The sequence below is a fragment of the Variovorax nitratireducens genome (assembly GCF_051216545.1).
Taxonomy (GTDB): domain Bacteria; phylum Pseudomonadota; class Gammaproteobacteria; order Burkholderiales; family Burkholderiaceae_C; genus Variovorax.
On record NZ_JBPJZO010000019.1, the window covers coordinates 1 to 19,638 of the forward strand.

The window sequence follows — 19,638 nt, forward strand, 5'->3', positions numbered from 1 at the left end:
AACACACGACCGCCACGACGAGGAATTCCTCGAGCAGCTTGAAGCCGAGGTTGCGCACCGCACGCTCGATCAGGTTCGACCGGTCGTAGGTCGGAACGATCTCCACCCCCTTGGGCAAGCTCGCCTGCAGGGTCTGGAGCTTTTCTTTCACGGCGGTGATGGTCTCCAGCGCGTTCTTGCCCGAGCGCATCACGATCACGCCGCCGACGGCTTCGCCTTCGCCGTCGAGTTCGCCGATGCCGCGTCGCATCTCGGGCCCGATCTGAATGCGAGCCACGTCGCCCAGACGCACGGGCACACCGGCGTCGGTCGTCATCAAGGGGATCTTGCGGAAGTCGTCCAGGCCCTGGAGATAACCCGAAGCCCGCACCATGTACTCGGCCTCGCCGAGCTCGAGCACCGAGCCGCCGGTTTCCTGGTTGGCCTTCTGGATGGCCTCGACGACCTGCGTGTGCGGGATCCGGTAGGCCGCCAGTTTATCGGGGTCGAGCACGACCTGGTACTGACGCACCATGCCGCCTACGGAGGCCACCTCGGCAACGTTGGGCACGGTCTTCAGCTCGTACTTGAGGAACCAGTCCTGCAGGGCGCGCAGTTGCGAGGCGTCCTGCGTGCCGCCGCGGTCGACCAGCGCGTACTGGTAGATCCAGCCGACGCCGGTGGCATCGGGCCCGAGCGAGGCCTTGGCGCCCGCGGGCAGGCGCGACTGCACCTGGTTCAGGTACTCCAGCACCCGCGACCGCGCCCAGTAGAGATCGGTGCCGTCCTCGAACAGCACGTAGACGAACGAGTCCCCGAAGAAGGAGTAGCCGCGGACTGTCTTGGCGCCCGGCACCGACAGCATGGTGGTCGTCAGCGGGTAGGTGATCTGGTTCTCGACAATGCGCGGCGCCTGCCCCGGGTAGGTGGTTCGGATGATGACCTGGACGTCCGAGAGGTCGGGCAGCGCGTCCAGCGGCGTGCGCAGCACCGAATACACGCCCCAGGCGCTGAGCACCAGCGTGGCCAGCAGGACGAGGAACCGGTTGGCGATGGACCAGCGGATGAGCCTGGCGATCATGGCTTGACTCCTGGCTTGGCGGGCGCAGCAGGCGCGGCCCCGGCTGTGACCGGGCCCACGCGGGTGAGCTGCGGCAGTTCGTCCTTGTCGATGAAGAACTCAAAGCCTGCGCGGTCGCCGGCCTTCACGTTCCGCGGCGCGCCGCCTGGCGGCAGCTTGAAGTCCATGGTCATCGCGCCCCACTTCATCGTCGGGATCGGGCCGTGCGAGAAGGTCATCGCATCCGCGGTGATGCTTTCTACCTTGCCTTCGCCGACATGCCTGGGCGAGGCCGTCGCGGACGCCGCGGCGCCTGCAGCCGGCACGGCGTTCAACCGTGCTTCGACGCCCTTGAGACTCGCCTCCGAGTCGATCAGGAACTGCGAGGAAACCACGACCCGCTGGCCGGCCGAGAGGCCGCGTTTGATCTCGGTCTGACCACCGCTTTCGATGCCAATTTCGACGTCCACCGGCCGGAACCGACCGTTGTCTTCCGCCAGCATGACAACCGAACGCTTGCCGGTCTGGATGACAGCCTCGGTCGGGATCAGCAGGGCCTTCGGCGCCTGCGTGTCCGCGAACTGCATCGACACGAACATGCCGGGCACCAGCCGGCCGGTCGGATTGGCCAGCTCCAGGCGCGCCTTCAGGGTGCGGGTGGCCGGGTTGACGTCCGGCAGAATGGCCTGGACCTTCCCGTCGAAGACGTCCCCGGGCGCGGCGGGCGATCGGGCCTGCACCTTGGCACCCGGACGCACGAGTGCGGCCTGGCTCTCCGGGATTTCGGCATGGGCCCAGACGGTGGAGAGCCCGTTGATGCGGAACAGGGTCGAGCCGGCCATCACCGTCATGCCTTCACGCACGGCCAGCTCCGTAACGACGCCGCCGATGGGCGCGACCAGCGTGATTCGAGGCTGGGTGCGGCCACTGCGGGCCACGAGCTCGATCTGCCCGTCGCTCATGCCGACCTGGCGCATGCGCTGGCGGGCACCGTCGACCAGAGGCTCCATCTGGGTGCCGCGCATGCGCTGCACGGACAAAAATTCTTCCTGTGCCGCGATCCACTCGGGCACGTAGAGCTCGGCCAGGGCCTGACCTTTCTTCACCGCATCGAGCGTGGCGCGCACATGGAGACGCTCGACATAGCCGGTGGCCCGCGCCTGCACGATCACCTGGTCGCGTTCGTTGAAAGCAATGCTGCCGACTGCCGCCACCTGCGGCAGGAGGATGCCTTCCGCCACCGGCGCGGTTCGCACGCCGAGGTTCTGCTGCACGCGCGGGCTCACGGTCACATTGTTCTGGTCGCCGCTGTCGCCGCCGGCATAGACCGGCGACATCATCATGTCCATGAAGGGCGACTTCGCCGGCTTGTCGAACCGGTTTCCGGGCACCATCGGGTCGTTGTAATAGAGGATCTTCTTGCCGTTGGCGGGGTCGGTGTCACCGGCCTTGAGACCCGCCGCGATGTGGCGCCGGGTGGCGTCCTCGCCGGTCTCGTTGGGAGCAGCGGCCGATGCCGTCGGAGCGTTCGCCGCGGACATTGCGGCCGGCGCTGGGGCCATGCTTTTGCCGCGCTGCAACCCGAAGGTGTAGGCGCCAACAGCGGCAGCAGCCAGAAGCGCCGCGGCGATCAAGCCAAGGACAATGGGTCGGGTTTTCATTGTTGTGGCTCCTTGGCGTCCACGGTCGTTGTTGACGTGTTTGCAGCGAGTGCCGGGTGGTCGGCGGGGATCAGGAATTCGAGCTGGGCCCACAGCGCAGCGGTTTCCATCTCGAGGCGCAGCCGGTCCATGTGCGTGTCGACCTCCATGCGCCGGGCGTCGAGGGCCGCGCTCAGGCTGCCGGCGCCGCCGCGGTAGGCGGCCAGCACCGCCTGGGTGCGACCGGCCGCCAGCGGGATCAGTGCGCCGTCGTACTGCGCGAGCCGCTTGCGGTTGCTCTGCCATTGCAGCAGCAAAGAGAGGGCTTCGGCCGTGCTTTCGCGCGTCGCCTCTTCGCGCTGGGCCTGCATCTGTTCGGCCGCCGCGAGCTTCGCCGAAAGCTCCCGATCCTGACGATTCTTCTGGTCAAGCTGCAGCGGGATCGACACATTGAGCGACACCATGTTCGAGTAGGCCGGGCCGCGCTGGCTGTACATCAGCTCGACGCTCCAGTCGGAGCGCTTGTTGCTCTGCGCGATGTCGGCTTCGGCGCGCGCCACCGCTTCCTGCCCCGCCATCAATGCAATTTGCGGGTGCGCTTCGATCTGGGTTTCCAGGTGGTCAGCATCGAACCGGACAGCGCCCAGCTCCGGGAGCTTGCCCGACAGCTGGACTGGGCCAGGGCCGATCCAGCGGGCCAGGCGAGTCTGGGCCGTGGCGATCTGGCGGTCTTGCTGAAGGATGCGGTCATCCAGCTGCGCCAAGGCCGAGCGGGCCGCGAAGACGTCGGCCTGCGTGCCCCGGCCGCCGCGGTAAGCCGCGTCGGCGCCTTCGATCTGCATCGTCAACTCTGCGCGCTGGGTCTGCAGCAGGTCGCGCATGCGTGCCTGAAAGTAGCGCTCGAGCCAGGCCATGGCGGTGTCGCGCCGTAGATTGGCCAAGGCCACTGCGCGGGCGGCTTCGGCCACTTCGGCCTCCCGGTCGAAGCGCGCCGCGCGCGCCTGGCGTTTGTCTACGCGGGTGAACTCCTGCATCACGCCGATAGAGCGCATGGTCATGAAATCGCGTGTGAGGCTGAAACGGTCGCTGCCGTTGAGCGGCAGGTTGCTGATGCCGGCCTTCAGCACCGGGTCGGGCAGTTGCCCGGCGGCCACGGCCATCGAGCGCGCGGCGCCGGCGGCGGCGTCCTGCGCGACGAGCAGGCGCGAGCGCTCTTCGGCAAGCCGCAGCGCTGAGTCGAGAGTGAGCGCCTGTTGGGCATGGGAACTCAGGCTGACGGCGGCGGTGCATAGCGCCAACGCCATGGCCCAGCGACGGGACCAGCGCCGTGCGTTTGGCTTGGCGGGGAAAGAAACGGTGAACATGTGATCTCCTGACGACAAACCCGTTGGGGCAGGTGTCGGGCCGCTGCGCCACGCCAGGTGAACCCGCGCGGACGGCATGGCACGACCGGTGCGCCGTCCCGGCTCGCGGGCAACCGTCGGCGCAGCGTCAATCAGTGGATCAAGTTCGGTAGACGCAGTGCAGGATGGCGTGCGGGGGCGACGCCGCAACCAGTGCACTCAGGGAAGCCGCCGCAGGACGGGGAGGATGTGTCGCCTCGGGTGCCCAAGGCGACAGGAGAAGCGGCGCCAGCAGCACGACGGGGATCGTCAGCGTGGACGCATGGTCGCTTTGCTGGCCGAATTTGCAGTGTTCGGCACACAGGTTGGGAGAGCCCGCATCTGTCATGCCGACCATGTCGCCGCAGGGTGGCGCCTGCGTGGCCGCGTCCGCGCTTGCATTGACATTCGTGGTCATCTCGCCGGCCATCTGCATCGAGGCAGCCGGATCCATGTCCATGGCGCCCCACGAGAGCGCCGGGCAGGCATAGGCGGCAATCGCCAACTGCGCGAACAACAGCACACCGATCACTCCGCGGGCGATCAGGTGCGCCAGCCGGCGTGTCATGACCGCGCCCTTGGCAATGCAGACCAGGGCACGTTGGCGGCGCAGGGTGCGCCACGAACCTGCTTGGACGGGGCTGTTGCAATGGAGGCCATGGATGGACGCGTGGATGCTCTGGAAAAGGGGCGGTGCGTGCGAGGTTGCGAGGTAGTTCCGCGAATTCTAGGCCTTGTCAATACGCGCGGCTTGCGATACCGAGCGCTCCAAGGCTCAGGTCTAGCCAGGGCGTGCTTTCACATGAATCTCTGGCACTTGACTCGCAAGCTAATCTAGCAACCGGCGTACAATTAAATCTAGCATTCGATCTACAGCAAAATCTAGCAACTGCCTGACATAACCCCTGACACCCACAAACAAAGCCCTTCACATGGCAACCAACCCCGCGCGCAAAGTCACCCCGGCGCAGCGGCGGCTGGCCACCGCCCTGGAGGCGCTTCATGCCCTTCAGCAGCGGGGCATGAGCGTCTTCAATACGAGCGAGTTCTCACGCGCGCAGCGTGAGGCGCTGGTAGATGCGGGGTTTCTCCAGCCGGTGATCCAGGGCTGGTACATGTCCGCCAACCCTTCGACCAAGGCAGGCGACACGACGCCCTGGATTGCGGGAATGAAGGACTTCATTGCCGCCTACTGCAACGCCAGGTTCGGCGCCGACTGGTGCGTGTCGGCCGAGTACTCGCTGAAACTGCACGCCGGCACGACTTTGTTGCCCCAGCAGGTTGTCATTCACTCGCCGCTGGGTAAAAACGGAGTGCTGGACTTGCCGAACGGGTACTCGCTGATGGACTACCAGGCGAGAGACTTTCCCGGGGCCGACCGGCGCGACAGCGTCGGCAATATTCGCACGATGACGCTGGCGCAGGCACTCCTGAAAGCACCGGAGAATTTTTTCAGGGCGTCAGCGCAGGACGCACAAGTCGCACTGCTGTCCATCAGCGACGCGTCCGAGCTCAGCCGTCTGCTCGCAGAGGGCAATCACAGCACGATTGCCGGCCGCCTCGCCGGCGCCTTCCGGGCGGTGGGCCGAGACGCCATCGCGGACGACATCGTGGGATTCATGCGTGCCCTGGGCAACCAGGTCACCGAGTCGATTCCGTTCGAAGTCCCGCTTTCGGTGATCCCGGGCGACCGCACCGAGTCGCCCTACGTCTCCAGATTGCGGCTCATGTGGGCCTCGATGCGAGACGACGTGGCGAATGCTTTTCCGCAGAACGAGCCAGGAACGCCCGACGACGTCGCTGCGTTCATGCAAGCGGTCGAAGACGTCTACGTCACTGATGCCTACCACTCGCTGTCCATCGAGGGCTACAGAGTCACGCCGGAGCTGATCCGCCGCGTGGCGAGCGGAGATTGGAACGAGGACATTCACGAGCAGGATCGGCAATCCAGGGATGCGATGGCAGCACACGGCTATTGGCTCGCGCACAACGAGGTCAAGGTGTCCATTCGGAAAATCTTCGGCGGCGCGAACGCCGGTGATGTCCTCAAGAGCGATCATGGCGCCTGGTTCCGCGCGATGTTCACGCCTAGTGTGACGGCCGGACTCCTGGCGGCAACGGATCTCGCGGGCTACCGCGCGCATCAGGTTTACATCCGCAACGCGCAACATGTGCCGCCGCCGCGCGAAGCCGCGCGCGAGATGATGCCCGTGCTGTTCGAGCTGTTGCGCGACGAGCCCTCGGCTGCGGTGCGCGCGGCGCTTGGTCATTTCATGTTCGTTTTCATCCACCCGTACATGGACGGCAATGGCCGGCTCGGGCGCTTCCTCATGAACGCGATGCTGGCCTCGGGCGGATTCCCTTGGACGGTGCTGCGCCTCGAGGATCGCGATCGGTACATGGCGGCCCTGAACGCGGCAAGCGGTCAGGGCGACATTCGGCCATTTGCGGCATTCGTCGCCCAAAGCCTCCACGCGGCCAAGGATGCCCAGGCCGACTCGCAGCGCAGTGATGGCGCCAGGGGCGGCGAAATTGAGTTCGAAGAGGTCGATCCGCAGCGCCCTCGCAGCTGAGAGCGACGCCTGCGCCACCCGGCACAAGCGTCACATGCATCGCGTTCAGTCTTCCGACACCGCCATGGAGAAACTGATCTCGGTGACGGCCTATCGGGACATGGCGCGATCGGCTCGCCCTGCATCCGTTGCGATCGCGGCGACGATCGCCGGGCCCAATCCATGGTGCTCTGACGCGTCGGTGCGAGACCGCTCCGCCCGGAAGAGGCGTTTGAAAATTTGGGCAGCATGTCGGCGGCGATCGGTTCGCCGCGTTGCAAGCCGCGAAAAGCAGCCGAACTGGGATGCCGCAACGCGCCTCGGCGCGCACTTGACAGCGCCCAAGGGCGTGAGCAAGGCCAGTTTTAGGCGCAGACCTGAGGGTGGCGCTACGCCGGATCGACGCCCGTACTGGATGCCCACACAGGCCACCTGACACACTGCCCCAATTAGAATGCGGCCCATGTCTCGGGTTCGCCTGTTCGTCCTTTGGATCATGATGTTCGCCGTACCCTTCCAGGGGTACGCGGCGGCAGCCATGGTCTTCTGCGAACCCGGACACGCCGGTGCGGCGGCAGAAATGTCCGCCAAGCTCTCCGGGGGACATGACCGTGTCCAGCACCAGCATGCTGACGGGCATGCGGATCATCACCATGCGTCCGCACAGGACGCCAAGCAACCCGCCAAGGACAGCGCCGGCAAGACCGCTAGCGCAGAACCTGATGCGATGCACAAGTGCGGCACCTGCGGCACCTGCGGTGCCTGCCATGCCACGGCGCTGACCAGCACGCTGGAGCTGGCCGTGTTCCACAACCTTCCCTGCGCCGACCTGGCGGAGCCAGCCTTCACGGTGGCTACGCTCGCGCCGCGCGTTCTCGACAAGCCTCCTCGCTTCTGACGCGTTCGTGCGCCCGTGGTTCGTCACGGGCCGCCGCGAACGCTCATGCATCGCCTGCGTCATGCGCCTTCGGGCAGTTCTGACGCACTCCGTTCATGAACTTGCGAGGACTCCATGCTCCATTCATTGCCGGCCCGTTGGCTGGCTGTCTTTCCCGCCGTGGCGGCGCTGGCCGCCATGGCCCAGCCCGCACCTACGACAGAACCTGCCGCTGCAGCTTCGAGCGCAGCACCCGCTGCGGCACCCACGGTTCTGACCTACAGATCCGCGCTCGAGGGCTACCAGCCCTTCACTGACGAAAAACCCATCCCCTGGAAGGAGGCCAACGAGACGGTCTATCGCCGCGGCGGCTGGCGGGCCTATGCCAAGGAAACGTCCGGGACCGACGCGGCCGAGGTCGAGTCGCCGAAGGGCGCAACCGCTGCACCCGCTGCGCAGCCGGGCCACTCGATGCCGATGCCGGGGATGTCCGGGACGCCTGCGAAAAAAGAGAAGCCATGAAGCGCGCCTTGCACCTGACGGCCCTCGCCGTCGCAGCCGTCTTTCTGGCCGGGTGCGCTTCGGTCGGTATCGACGACGCCCTGAAGGAAACGAATACCAATGCCCAGCAGTTCACCGGCGGCAAGCTCGAACTCAGCCGCACGCAGGAACAGCGTGACCGCCGCTCGGCGCTGACGCAGGATTTGCTGGCCAAGCCGCTGTCTCAGAACGACGCGGTGCAGCTCGCGCTGGCCAACAGCCCTTCCGTCCAGGCCCTGATCGCTCAGAGTTGGGGCGACATCGCTGCGTCGAATCAGACCAGCCGGTTGCCCAATCCGATCTTCACATTCGAGCGCATGCGCCTGAACAGCGAACTCGAGTTGGGCCGGTTGCTGTCCTTTGGCCTCGTGGATCTCATCCTGCTGCCGCAGCGTCTGTCGATTTCCCGAAGCCAAGCCAACCAGGCCAAAGTGCAGCTCACTGGCAGCGTAATCGACCAGGTTACGCAGGTGAAGCAGGCCTGGGTTCGTGCCGTCGCCGCGCAGCAATCGCTGCAGTACGCGGAGCAGGTCAACAGGTCGGCCCAGGCCAGCGCCGAGTTGGCCCGCCGGATGCAGCTCATCGGCAACTTCAGCAAGCTCCAGCGCGCTCGCCAGCAAGTGTTCTACGCGGATGCGACCACGCAGCTTGCTGCGGCGCAGCACGCCACCACCGCCACACGCGAAGAGCTGGTTCGAACACTGGGCCTGGACGACGCGCAGGCCGCCAAGCTGACCTTGCCCGAACGCCTGCCCGACCTGCCGAAGGCGCCGAGAGAGGCGAAGGAAGTGGCTGCCACCGCGACCGAGCAGCGCCTCGATGTCCAGCTCGCGCGCGCGCAACTGGACGTCGCGGGCAAGTCGCAAGGTATCAACTTGTTGTCGACCTTCATCGACGTCGAAGTGGGTGGCCGTCGCGACACCGTATTCGACAACGCGGAAGGCACCAAGAGCACGCGGCGCGGCTTCGAGCTCGACATCCGGCTGCCACTGTTCGACTGGGGATCCGCGCAACGCGATGCGCTGAATGCGCAGTCTCTGGCCGCAGCGAATCGGTACGACGCTACCGTGCGCGGCGCCTCCTCGCAGTTGCGCGAGGGCTACTCGGCCTACCGCACGGCCTACGACATCGCGCGGCACTACCGCGACGAGATCGTGCCGCTGCGCCAGGCCATGGCCGACGAGAACGTGCTTCGCTACAACGGCATGCTGATCGGCGTCTTCGAGTTGCTCGCCGAAGCGCGGGATCAGATCTCGAGTGTGACAAACGCGATCAATGCCCAACAGCAATTCTGGCTGGCCGACGCAGCCTTGGCGGCCTCTGTGATGGGCAAGCCCACGTCCACGGGCGCCTCGATGGCCAGTTCGGGTGGCGAAGGCGCCTCCGCTGGCGCCGCCCACTGAGCCCAACACCTGAGCCCTTCAACCGATTTGAACGACATGACAAACAGACGCAATTTCCTCAGCGGTGCCGGTGCCATCACAGGCGCTATTGCGGCCGCGAGCGTGAGCAAGGTTGCCATGGCCGCCTTGCCCGAGCCAGTGACTCAGACGACTCCGAACACGATGCCGCCGCTCGCACCGTCGAGCGGGCGCCCCTACAACCCCGTGGTCACGCTCAATGGATGGACCCTGCCTTGGCGCATGAACAACGGCGTCAAGGAATTTCACCTCGTGGCCGAACCGGTAGTGCGCGAGATGGCACCGGGGTTCAAGGCCAACCTGTGGGGATACAACGGCCAGTCGCCCGGCCCGACCATTGAAGTCGTGGAAGGCGACAGGGTGCGGATCTTCGTAACCAACAAGCTGCCGGAGCACACCAGCGTGCACTGGCATGGTCAGCGCCTGCCCAACGGCATGGATGGGGTCGCGGGCCTGAACCAGCCGCCGATCCGCCCGGGCAAGACCTTCGTCTACGAATTCGTGGCACGCCGCCCCGGCACCTTCATGTACCACCCGCATGCGGACGAAATGACGCAGATGGCAATGGGGATGATGGGCTTCTGGGTGACGCATCCCAAGGCCGACCATCCGCTGATCGAGAAGGTCGACCGCGACTTCGTGTTCCTGCTCAATGCCTACGACGTGGAGCCCGGCAGCGCCACGCCCAAGATCATGACGATGCTGGACTTCAACCTCTGGTCCTGGAACAGCCGGATCTTCCCCGGCATCGACTCGCTCAACGTCAGGCTCAACGACAAGGTGCGCATCCGCATCGGCAACCTGACGATGACGAACCACCCGATGCACCTGCACGGGCACGAGTTCCTCGTCACCGGAACCGACGGCGGCCCGACGCCGAAGTCCTCCAGGCAGTACGAGGTGACCACCGACGTTGCGGTGGGCCAGATGCGCCAGATCGAGTTCCTGGCCGACGAGGAAGGCGATTGGGCCTTCCACTGCCACAAGAGCCATCACACGATGAATGCCATGGGGCACGACGTGCCCACCATGATCGGCCTGGACCACAAAGACGTAGCCAAGCAGATCACTAACCTGGTGCCTGACTACATGGTGATGGGTGAGCGCGGCATGGCCGACATGGCCGAGATGGAGATGCCGATCCCCGATAACACCGCGCGGATGATGACGGGCGAAGGGCCTTTCGGCTCGGTCGAGATGGGCGGCATGTTCAGCGTGGTGAAGGTGCGCAAGAACCAGAAGGCTGGCGACTACGCCAACCCCGGCTGGTTCAAGCATCCCAAGGGCACCGTCGCCTACGAACTCGACGGCCCGGCGCCCGAGACCTCGCGCCAGCGCGGCGCCGGCGCGGCCGCGATGCCTGCTCAGAACATGCCCGCCAAGAACATCGAAGTTCAGATTCGCAAGCCCGCCAGCGGCCATTCCGGTCACTGACATTTTTCCACTCCCCTCCAACCTCACACCTCTGCAAGGAAACCTATGAAACACGCACTCCGCAATACCGCTTTCACAGCGCTGGTTGCCCTGGCTGCCGTCGGCGCCTCAGCTTCTGGCACCCACGCAGGTGGTCATGGGCATGACGCCAATGAAACGATCGGCAAGCCCGGAGTGGCCACCAAGGTCACCCGCACGATCAAAGTCGACATGACGGACGGCATGCGCTTCACTCCCGCCGACATCAGCGTCAAGCAGGGCGAGACCGTGCGCTTCATGATCAAGAACTCCGGCCAACTGAAGCACGAACTCGTGATCGGAACCGAGAAGGAGCTCAAGGAGCACTACGAAGTCATGAAGAAGAACCCGGAGATGGAGCATTCCGATCCCAACATGGTGACGCTGGCCGCGGGCAAGAGCGGCGAGATCGTGTGGCAGTTTACGAAGGCCGGCAAGGTCGACTTTGCGTGCCTCCAGCCAGGTCACTATGACATGGGCATGAAGGGCGCCGTGAAGGTGACCAAGACTGGAAAGTAAGCGCGACGCTCCCGCTGGTGGCCTCCACGGGCCGTGGCGAGACTGCAAATTCATTCATATCCAAGGAGATTCTCATGTCGAACATTCGCATCGTTCTTTTGGCATTCGTTGCCGCCCTCTCGTTTGCTGGCGCAGCCAGCGCGCAATCCTCCAAGTCCATGTCGGACATGCCTGGCATGTCCGACAAAGCTCCGGCGGCCGGCGGCGCAAATACCGCCGCGGCCTCGGAGCTCGCTGAAGGCGAGATTCGCAAAGTCGATAGGGAAAACAAGAAACTGACCATCAAGCACGGCCCGCTAAAAAACCTCGACATGCCCGGCATGACGATGGTTTTCCAGGTGAAAGAGGACACGATGCTCGACAAGGTCGAGGTCGGCGCAAAAGTCCGATTCAATGCCGAGAAGCTCGACGGAAAGTTCGTCGTCACCGACATCGAAGCCGCGCGCTGATGAGGGCGATGCCCGCGTCCCACTTTATGCAGATACTGATTCAGGACGTGCCTCGCCTCTTTACTGTTCCACAAGCATGAACGTTCTTTTGGTCGCGAACTATGAACCGGACGCTCAGAAGAGCATGCTGGCGTTCCGGGACGTTCTTGCGCGTGAGCTACCAAGCCATGGCTGCCAAGTGCGCATCGTCGCTCCCACGAAACTTCTGTTGAAGATGGCAGTTGAATCACGCTGGTCGAAGTGGCTTGGCTATATCGCCAAGTACATTCTCTTCATTCCTTCACTGTGCCGCAGCGCGCGCTGGGCTGATGTTGTCCATATCTGCGACCACTCCAACGCCATGTATGTGCGCTGGATAGCAAACAAGCCCAACGTCATAACCTGTCACGATGTGATCGCAATTCAGGCGGCCAAGGGCATGGTGCCGGGTTGGAATGTGTCCGGAACGGGTCGATTGTTTCAACGGCTGATTGCCCGAGGGTTGGGGCGCTCTGACCTGATCGCCTGCGTATCGCACCTGACCCGGCGCGCACTGTTGGCGCTGCGCCTGGCGAACGAAGGGAATGCGACGACCGTACTCAATGGCCTGAATGATGACTTTTCGCCCGTACCCCTCGAGGTGGCAGATGGTCTTCTCTCCTCCATGGGCGTGGAGCCGCATGACACGTATCTGATTCATGTCGGACTTGATTTGCCTCGCAAGAACCGAAAGGCCGTGGTGATGGCATTCATCGCGCTGCATCGGAGGGCCGTCGAAAGCGGCGCCTCGGCCATCGTCCGCAAACTCGTGCTCGTGGGGCCGGTGCTGGCGCCGGACACGGTCGCTTTGGCGCAAGAGCTTGGCGTTGCGCATTTGATCCTTGCCGTTCAGGACGTTTCTCACAAGCAACTCTGCGCCCTTTACAGCCGTGCCACCGCATTGCTGTTTCCTTCACTCCAGGAAGGATTTGGATGGCCGGTGATCGAGGCGCAGGCTTGCGGGTGCCCGGTATTCACATCCGATCTTGCGCCGATGAACGAGATCGCAGGCGCAGGCGCCTGCTACATCGACCCGAATGATGCTGCGGCCACCGCTTAGGCCATCGAGTTGGCTGTGCCCCGCTTCAGTGAGATGCGCAGGTTGGGGCTCGAAAACGCGTCGCGCTACTCATCGACTCGGATGGCCGAAGATTACGTCGCGGCCTACAGGCGAGTGCTTCGAGAGCGTCAAGGGGAATCGAACAAGGCAAGGCCGCACGATTTCTGAGTGACGCGATCAGTGGTGATATCGACGGATACTAGCCCCGGATTCCGGTGATCTGGCACCCACTTCGGGGCAGATCATTTTTGCGTGGACAGCCAGCGATCGAACTTTGCAATCTCCTTCTTCTGCGCAGCGATGATGTTCTTGGCCATCGCTTTCATGATCGGGGATTTGCCGTGCGCCAGTTCCATCTGCGCCATATCGATGGCTCCCTGGTGGTGGATCTTCATCATCGTCGCGAAGTCCTTATCGGTGTCGCCGGACATCTGCATCTTTTGCATGCTGTCCATGCCGCTCATCATCGACTGCTTCATGTCTGCCGAGCCACCTGCTCCCGACTGCATGCCGCCCATGGGCATGTTGGCAGAAGAGGCCGCCGGCTTTGCGGTCTGTGCCTGCGCGGCAGACGCGAGAGACACTGCGGTCAGCGGGACGAATATCGCCGCGCGCAGCAATTTGAGCATCTTCGAATTCATCGTGGTCTCGTTGGGTTCAGGTGAGTCTCTCACTGTATGCAGATGCAAGCTGGGGCACTGTAGGACGCCACCACCTACAGACTCAGTCGGGGCTCGTGCATCCCGGGCAGGACCATCGAAGCAGCGTGTCCGGTCCTCTCACTTGGCGACCTGAATCTCCGTCACGACGCATCGGAGCCCGTGGTGAGCGCGCAAGAGGCCCTCTATAGCGGATGCTTCTGCCTTACGAGGCAAGTCCGTCGCACTGCTCAGCGCAAGAAGCTGCACATTGATTCGGCGCATTGCCTTACGCCGCTATGTCCGCCATCGTACCGACCACACCCCGACTTGGGGCCAGTCTGTTTACTGAATGGCGATGGTTGTTGATGCAGGTCAACTCGCATCGACGATGGCCCCGTACCATGAATCGATCTGAATGCTGGCATGAAGCTCCTCTTACGAACTACCACTAGCCGCAATGCCGCATCGTTGATGCTGGCTGTGTGGTTGTTCGTGCTGGCGTCGGGCTTCGCGAATGCTTGCCTGTTGGAAGCTTCAGATCACAGCGGGCACCAGTCTTCCACCGAGAGCCCTCACATGACGGGGCACGCCGCGGCGACCGCCCACGACGGCGAACAAAGCTCCAAGGCCCCGTGTCTGAAAGCCTGCGACGAAGGATCGCAGGCCTTGCAAGGCACCAACGGGATGGGCTCGGTAGATCCGGGGGCCCCGCCATTGGCCGGAGTCATCTGGCCCGCGCCGACGCTCCTGTCGGCGCGCTACCGCAGCGGCTTCGAAGCCCTGCCCTCGCTGAGCGACCCTCCCGAGCGAATCATCTACTCGCGGTGGGCGCTCTAGCCTCCTGTTAAGTCGACCGCAGTCTCATTGCGGCGCGTGATCTTCGGTTTCCGCTTGGCGGGGCCGATCAGCCTCGACCCGCGCCTGGCTTTTCACCACATCCACAGGAGTTCCACATGAAGATCCGTCTTTTCCCTCTCGCATTTGCAGTTGCCGCCCTCGGCGCATCAGCCTGGGCGGCTCCGAACGACCAGCACACCGGCCATCATCCCGCCGGGAGCACCCCCACGCCCACGTCCAAACAGGTACCTGCCAACAAGGGACCGAGCATGACAAAGATGGAGGCCCAGACCCAAGCCATGCGGGATATGCACGAAAAAGTGATGGCGGCGAAGACGCCAGAAGAGCGAAGCGCCCTGATGGCAGAGCACATGAAGACGATGCAGGACGGCATGACCATGATGAATGAGATGCCGGTCCGGGGCATGCAGTCCAGGAAGGGCGACACGGCCATGCATCACCAAATGATGGAGAAGCGCATGGAAATGATGGGCGCCTCCATGCAGATGATGATGGACCGCTTGCCCTCGGCCCCGGGCCCGGCCCCGGCAAAGTAGGCAGAACGGCATGACACCCCTGCGCACCGGCCTTGCCCTGGCCGCAACCGTTGGTGGTTTCTATGTTCTGTGCACCGTGGCGTGGACATTCGCGCCGGGCACCTTCCTGGGCCTGATGAACAGCTTGTTCCATGGCATGGACTTCACTGCCATGGTTCGTCCACAGCCCTTCGCCTTCCCGGAATTCCTTGCGGCGCTTCTCATGTTGAGCACGTGGGCGCTTCTTGCTGGGATGTTCTTCAGCTGGCTGCACAGCCGGCTGGCGCGTTAACCGTAAGTCCTTGGAAGCACCAAATGACCGACCTCCATTCCCCGCCCCAGCCGGAAGCGCCTGGCTTTTGGCGCTCGCGCTACGCCATCGGGCTACTTGTGATGGGTGCCATCGCAACATATTTCCTGGCCAGCGAGCACCGGGCCCACTTTATCGGCGCGCTGCCCCTCCTCCTGCTTCTCGCATGCCCGCTGATGCACGTGTTCATGCACAACGGGCACGGTTCCCACGGCGGCGGTCATGCGGGTCGTCACGGCGCCAAAGCTCCACCCGCAGGGACAACCCCCACAACGGGAGAGCAACCATGACCCACGACACTTCCGCCTACGGACTCTGGACGCTGGTCATCCTGAACTCGGCGATCTTTCTGATGTTCGCGTTCAGCTTCTTCAAGCCGCAGACAGCGCGCGACTGGCGAACTTTCGGCGCTTTCGCTGCCTTCATCGTTGCGCTCTTCGTCGAGATGTACGGCTTCCCTCTCACGCTCTATGTCTTGTCCGGATGGCTGCAGACAAGGTACCCCGGCCTCGACCTGCTGTCGCACAACTCCGGTCACCTGTGGTCGACCCTTCTTGGTGAAAAGGGCGATGCCCATTTAGGGCCGCTTCATATCGCCAGCTACGTGTTCCTGGGATTCGGCTTCTATCTCTTGTCGACCGCATGGAACGTGCTGTATCACGCGCAGCGGCACGACACGCTGGCGACCACGGGCGCCTATGCCCACATCCGCCATCCGCAGTACGTGGCTTTCGTCTTGATCCTGCTGGGTTTCCTGCTGCAATGGCCGACGCTGCTTACCCTGGCGATGTTTCCGATCCTGCTGGTCATGTACGGACGGCTGGCGGTCACGGAAGAAGCGGAGATGCGAAAACACTTCGGAGCGGCCTTTGACGCCTACGCGGCGCGCACCCCGCGGTTCATTCCTTCCTTCGGAAAAAAAGAGGCTGCCACATGAAGACCAGCACTGTCGAAGTCGCGGAAATGGTCTCCACCCTGAGCGCGGCGGGTGTCGGGCGGCAACTGGAGGCACTCCCAGGCGTTCACCACGCGGACGTGAACTATGTCGCCGGCAGCGCCACGCTGCACTACGACGAAGCAAGGATCACCCTGGAGGCAATCCAGCAAAGCGTGAAGGACTGCGGCTATCACTGCCGCGGTGAAATGGTTCCGGCCCATGTCTGTGATGCCGCCGGTCGCAACGGGAGAGCGCCGATCCGGTCCGATCACGCGGGGCATGCTGATCACGCTGACCACCAGCCTCATGCAGCACCTGGCAAGTCCATGGCACACGACAAGGCGGAAATGATGCACGACATGGGTCATGCACCGGGCATGTCCATGCAGGACATGGCCCGCGACATGCGCAACCGCTTCCTGGTCGCGTTGCTGTTTGCCATCCCGGTTTTCCTGTACTCACCCATGGGGGAAATGCTCGGGGATTTTGCGGTGCCGTTTGGCATGAACCGGAAGCTCTTCCTGTTCGCCGCTGCCACGGGGGCGATCGCCTACCCAGGCTGGCCATTCCTCGTCGCTGCTTGGCGCTCCGCCCGCAACGGGGTCGCCAACATGGCGACGCTGGTCGTCCTCTCGGTGGGCACGGGCTACCTGTTCAGCGTGGGAGCCACGTTCCTGTACGAGGGAGAGGTGTTCTACGAAGCCTCGGCGGTGCTGCTCGTGTTCATCCTGCTGGGCCACTGGCTGGAGATGCGCGCGCGCGCCGGCGCCTCCGAAGCCATCCGCGCCTTGATGGATCTCGCGCCGCCCATGGCCACCGTGCTTCGTTCCGGCGCCGAGGTCGACGTGCCTACAGCGGAAGTGCTGGCGGGCGAAACGGTTGTCGTCAAGCCGGGTGGCAGGATCCCGGTGGACGGGCAGATCACCGAAGGAAGCTCCCAGGTCGATGAGTCGATGCTGACTGGGGAATCGATGCCTGTGAAGAAGGTTGCCGGCGACTCGGTCATCGGCGCCACCATCAACAAGAGCGGTAGCTTCCGCTACAAGGCGACCAAGGTCGGCGCCGACACCGCGCTTGCCCAGATCGTCAAGCTGGTCCAGGAGGCGCAAAACTCCAAGGCGCCAGGTCAGCTGCTCGCGGACCGCGCATCGCAGTGGCTGGTGCTGGCAGCCATTGCCATCGGCTTGCTCACCTTCGCAGCGTGGTTCTGGGTGCTCGGTGAACCCCTGCTGTTTGCCCTCACCCTGACCATCACCGTGTTCGTCATCGCCTGTCCCGATGCATTGGGACTGGCCACTCCGATGGCGATCATGGTCGGCACGGGCCTGGGAGCGATGAACGGCATCCTGTTCAAGAATGCGTCGGCGCTGGAGAACGCCACCAAGCTGACAGTCGTCGTCTTCGACAAGACCGGCACGCTAACCGTGGGCCAGCCCGACGTGGTGGAGATGGTCACGGCGCCAGGGGTGAGCGAGGCGGAATTGCTCGCCACCGCCGCTGCACTGGAGAAATTTTCCGAACATCCCCTCGCGCATGCCATTCTCAAGCGCGTCGGGGCCATGCCGACGGAGATGGCTTCGGGCTTCACCAATGTCGATGGTCAGGGCGCTCGCGCCAGCATCGGCCCCGACGCGGTTCTGCTGGGCAACCGCAAACTGATGCAGGCCGAAGGGGTGGCCCTGGACGCCCTGGCGGTGGAGGCAGCCCGGCTCGAAGGGGGTGGACGCACCGCCGTGCATGTCGCGCGGGCCGGAAAGCTCATTGGCCTGATCGCCATTGCCGATGCAGTCCGGCCAACATCCAAGGCGACGATTGCCAAGCTGCAGGAGCGGGGTGTCAAGGTAGCGATGATGACCGGCGACAACCAGGCAACTGCCGATCGCATCGGCAAGGAGCTGGGCATCGACATCGTGCTGGCGGAAGTTCTTCCCGGCCAGAAGGCCGCCAAGATCAAAGAGCTGCAGGATCAGGGGAACAAGGTGGGCATGGTCGGCGACGGCATCAACGATGCACCAGCACTAACCCAGGCTGATGTCGGCTTCGCAATCGGCGCCGGCACCGACGTAGCCATGGAAAGCGCCCAGGTGGTGCTGATGAAGAGCGACCCGTACGACGTCGTGGGGGCCATCGAGCTTTCGCGCGCCACTTTGCGCAAGATGCACCAGAACCTCTGGTGGGCCGTGGGCTACAACGTGATTGCCTTTCCGCTGGCGGCGGGGGTTTTCTACCCGTTCACCCTGTCGCCAGAAATCGCGGCGTTGTCGATGTCCGGCAGTTCGGCGCTGGTGGCCTTGAACGCGTTGATGCTCAAGCGGACGAAGCTTGCCGGCATCAAGCCGGCGCCATCCCGCAAGGCGCATGCCGAAACGGCGCGCGTCGCAGCAAAGGCCCTGGCATGACCGCGGCGACTCTTCTCGCAATTGCCCTCCTTGCCTGCGGCGGCGCAGTCAGCGCTGCCGACAAGGTGTACATCGCGAACGAGAACGCCGATACCGTGAGCGTGCTTGACGCGGCGTCCTTCAAGGTGCTCACTCCCGTCCGCGTGGGCAAGATGCCCCACAACGTACAGCTGTCCCCCGATGGCAAGGTCGTCTGGGTGACCAACAATGGCGAGCCGGATCCGGATGCTCCGCCCGAGCACCCGGGCATGAACAAGGCAGAGCACGCCGAGATGGCCAAGCCCGGCGCCGTGTGGTTGATCGATACGGGAATCGACGCTGTCATAGCCAAGATCCCGGTTGGCTTGCACCCGGCTCACGTCGTGCTGACACCAGACGGCCGCTTCGCGTACATCACAAACGGCGGGGACAACTCCGTTACCGTGATCGATGCCGCGGCGAGAAGCGTCGTGGCAACGATCCCCGTCGGAAAATTCCCGCATGGCTTGCGGTTCGCTCCCGACGGGAGGCACGCCTACGTCGCCAACCTAAAAGGCGGAACGGTCTCGGTGATCGAGGTCGCGAGTCACAAGGAAATTGCCCAGATACCGGTGGGCAAGGGGCCCGCCCAGGTGGGTTTCACACCGGACGGGCTGCTTGCATTCGTCTCGCTGTCGGAAGAAAAGGCGGTTGCGGTGATCGACCCCGCCACGCGGACGGTGACGCGCAAGATCAGCGTGGGTACGGTGCCGATCCAGCTCTCCGCCACACCCGATTCACGAACCCTTCTGGTCGCGAACCAGGGCAGTAGGAGCAAGCCTGGCAATACCGTCAGCATGATCGATCTGCAGACGTTCAGGCTGGTCAAGACAGTCGTTGCCGGATCGGGCGCGCACGGTGTGGCTATCGACCGCGAAGGCCGGCTTGCATATGTCACCAATACGTACGCGGACACCCTATCGGTGATCGACATCAAGTCACTCGCCGTGGTGAGCACCGTCCGTGTCGGCAAGGGCCCTAACGGCGTCAGCGTAAGCCCATGAAGCCATC

The 19,638-nt window shown here is 64.0% G+C and carries 20 protein-coding genes; 15 read left to right on the forward strand and 5 right to left on the reverse strand.

Features of this window, described 5'->3' with window-relative positions:
* The 4 genes from ACSFA8_RS26320 to ACSFA8_RS26335 form a co-directional block, all read right to left on the reverse strand.
* The coding region (locus tag ACSFA8_RS26320; protein ID WP_435482404.1) for an efflux RND transporter permease subunit at positions 1-1,060 on the reverse strand (1,060 nt) is incomplete at its 3' end.
* Positions 1,057-2,700 carry an efflux RND transporter periplasmic adaptor subunit gene (locus tag ACSFA8_RS26325; RefSeq protein ID WP_435482405.1) on the reverse strand — a complete coding sequence of 548 codons (1,644 nt, stop codon included), beginning with the start codon at positions 2,698-2,700 and terminating at the stop codon, positions 1,057-1,059. The genes ACSFA8_RS26325 and ACSFA8_RS26320, both read right to left, overlap by 4 nt.
* A complete protein-coding gene (locus ACSFA8_RS26330) occupies positions 2,697-4,043 on the reverse strand; it encodes a TolC family protein (RefSeq protein WP_435482406.1) in 1,347 nt (448 codons plus the stop codon). The genes ACSFA8_RS26325 and ACSFA8_RS26330 overlap by 4 nt, the downstream gene beginning before the upstream one ends.
* A gap of 139 nt (positions 4,044-4,182) precedes the next feature.
* A complete protein-coding gene (locus tag ACSFA8_RS26335; RefSeq protein WP_435482407.1) occupies positions 4,183-4,629 on the reverse strand; it encodes a hypothetical protein in 447 nt (148 codons plus the stop codon).
* 364 nt (positions 4,630-4,993) lie between these two features.
* Here ACSFA8_RS26335 and ACSFA8_RS26340 point away from each other — a divergent pair, with 364 nt between their 5' ends.
* The 8 genes from ACSFA8_RS26340 to ACSFA8_RS26375 all read left to right on the forward strand — a co-directional run bounded on the left by ACSFA8_RS26340 (position 4,994) and on the right by ACSFA8_RS26375 (position 12,949).
* On the forward strand, positions 4,994-6,634 hold the full coding sequence (locus ACSFA8_RS26340) for a Fic family protein (RefSeq protein ID WP_435482408.1): 1,641 nt from the start codon (positions 4,994-4,996) through the stop codon (positions 6,632-6,634).
* A gap of 442 nt (positions 6,635-7,076) precedes the next feature.
* Positions 7,077-7,511, forward strand: coding sequence for a hypothetical protein (locus ACSFA8_RS26345; RefSeq protein WP_435482409.1), 435 nt, complete (start codon positions 7,077-7,079; stop codon positions 7,509-7,511).
* Positions 7,512-7,625: 114 nt separating this feature from the next.
* Positions 7,626-8,012, forward strand: a complete 387-nt coding sequence (locus tag ACSFA8_RS26350) for a hypothetical protein (RefSeq protein WP_435482410.1) — start codon at positions 7,626-7,628, stop codon at positions 8,010-8,012.
* Positions 8,009-9,433 carry a TolC family protein gene (locus ACSFA8_RS26355; protein ID WP_435482411.1) on the forward strand — a complete coding sequence of 475 codons (1,425 nt, stop codon included), beginning with the start codon at positions 8,009-8,011 and terminating at the stop codon, positions 9,431-9,433. The genes ACSFA8_RS26350 and ACSFA8_RS26355 overlap by 4 nt, the downstream gene beginning before the upstream one ends.
* 36 nt (positions 9,434-9,469) lie before the next feature.
* On the forward strand, positions 9,470-10,885 hold the full coding sequence (locus ACSFA8_RS26360) for a multicopper oxidase family protein (RefSeq protein ID WP_435482412.1): 1,416 nt from the start codon (positions 9,470-9,472) through the stop codon (positions 10,883-10,885).
* Positions 10,886-10,930: 45 nt separating this feature from the next.
* Positions 10,931-11,422, forward strand: coding sequence for a cupredoxin domain-containing protein (locus ACSFA8_RS26365; RefSeq protein ID WP_435482413.1), 492 nt, complete (start codon positions 10,931-10,933; stop codon positions 11,420-11,422).
* A 74-nt stretch (positions 11,423-11,496) separates the two neighbouring features.
* The gene (locus ACSFA8_RS26370; RefSeq protein ID WP_435482414.1) at positions 11,497-11,871 is read left to right on the forward strand and encodes a copper-binding protein; all 375 of its coding nucleotides are present in this window, start codon (positions 11,497-11,499) and stop codon (positions 11,869-11,871) included.
* A 76-nt stretch (positions 11,872-11,947) separates the two neighbouring features.
* Positions 11,948-12,949, forward strand: a complete 1,002-nt coding sequence (locus ACSFA8_RS26375; protein WP_435482415.1) for a glycosyltransferase — start codon at positions 11,948-11,950, stop codon at positions 12,947-12,949.
* Positions 12,950-13,191: 242 nt separating this feature from the next.
* Here ACSFA8_RS26375 and ACSFA8_RS26380 read toward each other — a convergent pair whose 3' ends face one another.
* On the reverse strand, positions 13,192-13,590 hold the full coding sequence (locus ACSFA8_RS26380) for a DUF305 domain-containing protein (RefSeq protein ID WP_435482416.1): 399 nt from the start codon (positions 13,588-13,590) through the stop codon (positions 13,192-13,194).
* A 423-nt stretch (positions 13,591-14,013) separates the two neighbouring features.
* Between ACSFA8_RS26380 and ACSFA8_RS26385 the strand changes: the two genes are divergently transcribed.
* The 7 genes from ACSFA8_RS26385 to ACSFA8_RS26415 all read left to right on the forward strand — a co-directional run bounded on the left by ACSFA8_RS26385 (position 14,014) and on the right by ACSFA8_RS26415 (position 19,631).
* A complete protein-coding gene (locus tag ACSFA8_RS26385; RefSeq protein ID WP_435482417.1) occupies positions 14,014-14,427 on the forward strand; it encodes a hypothetical protein in 414 nt (137 codons plus the stop codon).
* 116 nt (positions 14,428-14,543) lie between these two features.
* Positions 14,544-14,984 carry a hypothetical protein gene (locus ACSFA8_RS26390; protein WP_435482418.1) on the forward strand — a complete coding sequence of 147 codons (441 nt, stop codon included), beginning with the start codon at positions 14,544-14,546 and terminating at the stop codon, positions 14,982-14,984.
* Positions 14,985-14,994: 10 nt separating this feature from the next.
* Positions 14,995-15,255 (forward strand): DUF5676 family membrane protein, encoded by a 261-nt coding sequence (locus ACSFA8_RS26395; RefSeq protein WP_435482419.1) that lies wholly within the window; start codon positions 14,995-14,997, stop codon positions 15,253-15,255.
* Between the two features lie 23 nt (positions 15,256-15,278).
* On the forward strand, positions 15,279-15,563 hold the full coding sequence (locus ACSFA8_RS26400; RefSeq protein ID WP_435482420.1) for a DUF2933 domain-containing protein: 285 nt from the start codon (positions 15,279-15,281) through the stop codon (positions 15,561-15,563).
* Positions 15,560-16,210, forward strand: a complete 651-nt coding sequence (locus ACSFA8_RS26405; RefSeq protein ID WP_435482421.1) for a methyltransferase family protein — start codon at positions 15,560-15,562, stop codon at positions 16,208-16,210. The genes ACSFA8_RS26400 and ACSFA8_RS26405 overlap by 4 nt, the downstream gene beginning before the upstream one ends.
* Positions 16,207-18,609, forward strand: coding sequence for a heavy metal translocating P-type ATPase (locus tag ACSFA8_RS26410; protein WP_435482422.1), 2,403 nt, complete (start codon positions 16,207-16,209; stop codon positions 18,607-18,609). The genes ACSFA8_RS26405 and ACSFA8_RS26410 overlap by 4 nt, the downstream gene beginning before the upstream one ends.
* A complete protein-coding gene (locus ACSFA8_RS26415; RefSeq protein ID WP_435482423.1) occupies positions 18,606-19,631 on the forward strand; it encodes a YVTN family beta-propeller repeat protein in 1,026 nt (341 codons plus the stop codon). Before ACSFA8_RS26410 ends, ACSFA8_RS26415 begins: the two co-directional genes overlap by 4 nt.
* Positions 19,632-19,638 lie beyond the last annotated feature (7 nt).

Excerpts from the sequence above, each read along its gene's own strand:
- ACSFA8_RS26325 (WP_435482405.1), bottom strand. The coding sequence starts at position 2,700 with ATGAAAACCCGACCCATTGTCCTTGGCTTGATCGCCGCGGCGCTTCTG.
- ACSFA8_RS26330 (WP_435482406.1), bottom strand. The coding sequence starts at position 4,043 with ATGTTCACCGTTTCTTTCCCCGCCAAGCCAAACGCACGGCGCTGGTCC.
- ACSFA8_RS26335 (WP_435482407.1), bottom strand. The coding sequence starts at position 4,629 with ATGACACGCCGGCTGGCGCACCTGATCGCCCGCGGAGTGATCGGTGTG.
- ACSFA8_RS26340 (WP_435482408.1), top strand. The coding sequence starts at position 4,994 with ATGGCAACCAACCCCGCGCGCAAAGTCACCCCGGCGCAGCGGCGGCTG.
- ACSFA8_RS26345 (WP_435482409.1), top strand. The coding sequence starts at position 7,077 with ATGTCTCGGGTTCGCCTGTTCGTCCTTTGGATCATGATGTTCGCCGTA.
- ACSFA8_RS26350 (WP_435482410.1), top strand. The coding sequence starts at position 7,626 with ATGCTCCATTCATTGCCGGCCCGTTGGCTGGCTGTCTTTCCCGCCGTG.
- ACSFA8_RS26355 (WP_435482411.1), top strand. The coding sequence starts at position 8,009 with ATGAAGCGCGCCTTGCACCTGACGGCCCTCGCCGTCGCAGCCGTCTTT.
- ACSFA8_RS26360 (WP_435482412.1), top strand. The coding sequence starts at position 9,470 with ATGACAAACAGACGCAATTTCCTCAGCGGTGCCGGTGCCATCACAGGC.
- ACSFA8_RS26365 (WP_435482413.1), top strand. The coding sequence starts at position 10,931 with ATGAAACACGCACTCCGCAATACCGCTTTCACAGCGCTGGTTGCCCTG.
- ACSFA8_RS26370 (WP_435482414.1), top strand. The coding sequence starts at position 11,497 with ATGTCGAACATTCGCATCGTTCTTTTGGCATTCGTTGCCGCCCTCTCG.
- ACSFA8_RS26375 (WP_435482415.1), top strand. The coding sequence starts at position 11,948 with ATGAACGTTCTTTTGGTCGCGAACTATGAACCGGACGCTCAGAAGAGC.
- ACSFA8_RS26380 (WP_435482416.1), bottom strand. The coding sequence starts at position 13,590 with ATGAATTCGAAGATGCTCAAATTGCTGCGCGCGGCGATATTCGTCCCG.
- ACSFA8_RS26385 (WP_435482417.1), top strand. The coding sequence starts at position 14,014 with ATGAAGCTCCTCTTACGAACTACCACTAGCCGCAATGCCGCATCGTTG.
- ACSFA8_RS26390 (WP_435482418.1), top strand. The coding sequence starts at position 14,544 with ATGAAGATCCGTCTTTTCCCTCTCGCATTTGCAGTTGCCGCCCTCGGC.
- ACSFA8_RS26395 (WP_435482419.1), top strand. The coding sequence starts at position 14,995 with ATGACACCCCTGCGCACCGGCCTTGCCCTGGCCGCAACCGTTGGTGGT.
- ACSFA8_RS26400 (WP_435482420.1), top strand. The coding sequence starts at position 15,279 with ATGACCGACCTCCATTCCCCGCCCCAGCCGGAAGCGCCTGGCTTTTGG.
- ACSFA8_RS26405 (WP_435482421.1), top strand. The coding sequence starts at position 15,560 with ATGACCCACGACACTTCCGCCTACGGACTCTGGACGCTGGTCATCCTG.
- ACSFA8_RS26410 (WP_435482422.1), top strand. The coding sequence starts at position 16,207 with ATGAAGACCAGCACTGTCGAAGTCGCGGAAATGGTCTCCACCCTGAGC.
- ACSFA8_RS26415 (WP_435482423.1), top strand. The coding sequence starts at position 18,606 with ATGACCGCGGCGACTCTTCTCGCAATTGCCCTCCTTGCCTGCGGCGGC.